Annotated in this window: 4 protein-coding genes; 1 reads left to right on the forward strand and 3 read right to left on the reverse strand. The window is 62.9% G+C overall.

The features are described from left to right. Both A5781_RS06385 and A5781_RS25500 read right to left on the reverse strand, forming a co-directional pair. Positions 1-1,558 (reverse strand): fatty acyl-AMP ligase (locus A5781_RS06385; protein ID WP_067202889.1); only part of this gene is annotated, 1,558 nt, incomplete at its 3' end. A 655-nt stretch (positions 1,559-2,213) separates the two neighbouring features. Continuing rightward, positions 2,214-2,681, reverse strand: coding sequence for a DUF5994 family protein (locus A5781_RS25500; protein WP_067202886.1), 468 nt, complete (start codon positions 2,679-2,681; stop codon positions 2,214-2,216). 415 nt (positions 2,682-3,096) lie between these two features. On the opposite strand from A5781_RS25500, the gene A5781_RS24855 reads away from it, so the two are divergent. Then, complete coding sequence (locus A5781_RS24855) at positions 3,097-3,699, forward strand: DUF5994 family protein (RefSeq protein ID WP_231990649.1); 603 nt, start codon at positions 3,097-3,099, stop codon at positions 3,697-3,699. A gap of 124 nt (positions 3,700-3,823) precedes the next feature. On the opposite strand, the gene A5781_RS25815 is transcribed toward A5781_RS24855, so the two are convergent. Further along, positions 3,824-4,192, reverse strand: a 369-nt coding sequence (locus A5781_RS25815) for a DUF5994 family protein (protein WP_082939230.1), incomplete at its 5' end; no start/stop codon positions are given.

The raw sequence follows: 4,192 nt of genomic DNA on the forward strand, positions 1-4,192 counted from the left end.
CGACCACGTTGCGGGGCCGAACGTCGGCCTCGGCGACCACCTCGTGTGCCACCTGCTGCTCGATGCGGCGCACCTCGGCCGGGTTCTGCCAGTCCTTGGACTCCACGGCCACGGCGAACGTCTCGCGCGAGTGTCCCGCCTCCAGTCGTACCGCCACGGCACTCCCTGGCCGGACCCCGGAAACCCGTGCGGCGGCGCGTTCGATGTCGGTCGGGTAAATGTTTCGCCCGGCCATGATGATGACATCCTTGACTCGGCCGCAGACTACGAGGCGGCGGGTCTCGGTGAGGTAGCCCAAATCGCCGGTGTCATACCACCCTTGTTCGTCTTGTGCCGCAACGAATCCGGCCATCGTTTCGTAACCGATCGTCACAGGCTCACCACGCACCTGTATGACGCCTACGGCCCGGGCGGGCAGGATGTTGCCGTCTTCGTCGACGATGCGCGCCTCGAGCCCCTTGAGCAGGCGTCCAAGCGTGGCCAGCCGGCGGGTTTTTCCCTTGGTCGCAGGGACAGCTCGGTGCAACGCGGAAAGGAGGTCAGCGTCGACCTCGTCGATCAACAGGCCTTCGCCGCAATCAGAGAACGACACAGCCACGGTGGTTTCGGCCATGCCGTAAGCGGGCAGGATCGCCTCCGGACGTAAGCCGAACGGCTTGCCCGCTTCACATAGGTCCTCGACATCGGCGGGTTCGACCTGTTCGGCGCCTGAGAGTGCCCATCTCAGGGTAGACAGGTCGAACTGGCCGGGCCGGGCCAGCTTGCGAAGGCGTTTGGCGAAGAGTGTGTAGGCGAAGTTGGGTGCAGCGGTCATCGTGCCCTTGTACTTGTCGATGAGCTTGGCCCACAGCAACGTGTCGCGCAGGAAGTCCATCGGAGTGACCTTGACTAGTTCCGCGCCGAAATACATTGGTACAGTCAAGAATCCGGTCATGCCCATGTCGTGGAACAGAGGCAGCCAGCTCACGATCACGTCGGTATCGATGTCGACTTTCGCGCCGAGGAACATCGCCTCGGCGTTGGAAACGACATTGCGATGTGAGATTCGGACGGCCCTGGGCGACCCGGTAGAACCCGACGTCAACTGCAGCAGCGCAAGGTCATCGTCGTCGGTGTCAACCGGATCGATCGGGCGGTTGCCGAGCAGCTCCTCGATTACCAGCACGCGCATTCCCAGCTGGGACAGCAGTGGGGCCGCGGCCATGAATGGGTCGGAGATGACGACCGTTGTGGCGCCGATCATTTTGATGACGGCGGTGGTGTCCTCGGCCCAGCGGCGAAGATCGGTGCGCGGTGTGGGTTGGTGGAGCATGGTGAGGCTGGCGCCGCGCATCCAGACGCCCTGCCCGGTGGGCGCGATCTCGACGGGGGCCCCGGCCAGCACCGGCACGGCATCTCCGTGGCCGACGCCGGCGGTGGCCAAGCCACCCGCGATCCGGCGAGCACGCTCGTGCACCTCGCCCCAGGTATGCCGGAGCGGGCAATCCGGCTCGCCGGTGACCAAACCCTTCGAGCTGGATTGGGCGCTGCCATACATGGTTTCGGTGAATCTACTCAAGGCCATTCCTTTGGCACCGGCACCGGCGCCGCGTCGAGCTCCGACTGCGAGGTGAAGCGTTCAACAGGGCACACAATGAGTGAAGCGTTGAATGTATTGATATTGAGCCGCGCAGCTCGAGCCGAATTCACGGGAGCGCCGGCACCGCGGGTGTCGCTGCGGTACAACTGCCGCCTGCCCCGAAGAGGTTGGTGGATGAGTGCGGCGGAAAAGCCTGCCCCGTTCAAGGCGCCACCCGATTGGCCGTCGCTCCAGTCGAAGCGAGGTATCGAACCGTTCAGACGAACTCACGATATACATGCACGGCCAATGAAGCGCTGAGGCGCGCCGATATCACCACCAAGCGCGGCGGTCTTCTTTCCGAAGCGCAGAGCGCGAAACTCCGCCATTATCAGCTTGAAAGCACAAACCCCGTTTACCGTCGGTTCAGCCGGGCGATGCGGACCCATTACGACGGGGACCTCTTAGGGGTCGCCGCCGGACGTTTCCGGACGGCTGGGGAGTCAACCATGACAACCATAGCGCAGGTTGCTCAGCGGGAGGGTCACGACGGGATCCACCATGCCAAACGGGTTGTTGCTAATTGCCTGCGGACGACGGTGTTGTTAGTGCCTTCGCCGCTAATCGCGGGTGGCTGCTGAAGCTAGCCGGCAACTTACTGCCATCGCGCCGATTCTTCGAAAAAGTCAGTGCCTGACGCGCATTGGCGGGCGAGTTGGCGCATCAGTCCTGCATTCATCGGTTGTGCGCAAGAGGAGACCTCACCGAGCACACGCTGCGCCTCCGTTGAACTCGAAGGCTGCAGCACGAACAACACGGCGTCGCGCGAATGCGTACCCATGAGGTAGATGGTGTCGCTGAAAACCAGCCGATATGCGTGCAGCGAAACCATTTCGCTATGGCGAATAAGTCGCGCCGGGGCGGGCAACCACGCGCTCGAGTCGTAAATGACTCGGTGGACCGTACCAATCCATGAACCGAAAACCGCAAGCAGGTCAGGTAGCTCTAGCCTCAGGTCCAGGCTCTTTGGCCACCAAGCCCCGTCCACCGCAGCGGGGGTGCCGTCGCGTTCGCACAGTACCAATCGGGTGGCGCTGGAAGGGCTGGAAGTAACAAGCGCCACCGTGACGCTCCCATCGACTATCTTGCTATCGCAGACGGCTACCGAAGAGGGCGGTACTCGACAAACCTACGACAGTAGGAGCATAACCCCACGGGCGCCGAGACGGTCGACGAATCGCGATACCACGACGCTTAATGTGGCTTTTCAATCGGCAAGCGGCAGTTTGTGGTTGGCGGCGAAACCATGCGCCAGGCCTGATTCGCGGAGCCGGGTGAGAATCGCTTTTCTGTGCGCGGGCCGACCGCAGCCGTCCAGCGGGCGGCAGCCGAGCAGATAGTGGCGTAACGTCAGTAGAGAGCTGTTTCGTTGTCGGCGGTGGCCTCGGAAGTAATGTCCCGTCGAGATCACTGGCAATGCAATTCCTCCGTCGGCCCCGTTTCGCGGGTTGATCGTTTCAAGCTGCAAGGGATTGCCCGTGAAGCGCGCAACACCGTTTACCAGTCACATTGGGGCCAAGCCGAATCCGCCAACAGCCTGCAGCATCGATGCCGTGGAGAAATGGCGTGACGGGGTGCCCTCGGTTGAAGAGCCGACTCTCAATTCCGTTGGGGGGCGGTGGTCCGCCAGCCCGGTGCGCCTCACCCTGGCAGGCCAACTCGGGAACAAGATCGATGGAGCATGGTGGCTCCGGACTGGCCTGATCTCGCGAGAGCTGACCGAGTTGGTGTCTATCTTGGATGCGCGTTTAGGGCAGGTCATCGACATCAATGTCAATTGGTCATCCTTACAACGCCAGCACGACCTGAATTGGGATTGGGGACAGGGCGTACGCCCGCACGTCATGACCGTCGATGGCCGTGATGCACGGGCGAAGCTTCTGATCGTTCCGCACAGGACCGGTACCGCCCTTGCGGTAATGGTCTTGCGCCGCGCCGCCAACCTGCCAGTGCATGCGGCACACCGCAATTCGCGCGCTTTCCAGACAGCCGATTGCATTGTCCGCGTGGCCCGCGGCGAGCAGATGTTTGAAGTGCGCCGCGCGCGGCGCGCGGCGATACCTCAAGGTCCGCAGGATTGAGACCGTCCGGGTCCGCCCGCCAGCAACGGGCCAGGCCGATTGCCAGGGGAACTGGGTGAAGCCGATGTGGCACCGGATTCGTTGATTTCCAGGGATCTTTACGTGACGATCACGCGCACACGCCTTATCCTCGGTTTTCCGTTTTCTCCCCGATCAGGAGCCCCTCGACGGTCGACGCATCGCTTGGGCGGGCTGCGGTCATCATGATGGCGTGCGCCTCGTCTGGGTCGGCATCCGAGGAAACCACCAGCAGAACGGTTTTGGCACGGTTGAGCCCCAGGACCTCGACGGTGTTGACCGGCTGAAGCCGGTATCCGTCGAGTCGCACCGTGCGCCCTCCGGTCAGGAATTTCGCAGGGGGCCTTGCCCATTCGTTCACGTTGTAGAGCACGCGGCCAATCGGCCCGAGTCGAACGGACAGCACCGACAGCAGGTCTGGCAGCTCTGCCGCGAGGTCGTCACTGTGTGGCCACCACGCACCATCGACATACCC

Source organism: Mycobacterium sp. 852002-30065_SCH5024008, assembly GCF_001665645.1.
GTDB classification, from domain to species: Bacteria; Actinomycetota; Actinomycetes; order Mycobacteriales; family Mycobacteriaceae; genus Mycobacterium; species Mycobacterium paraffinicum.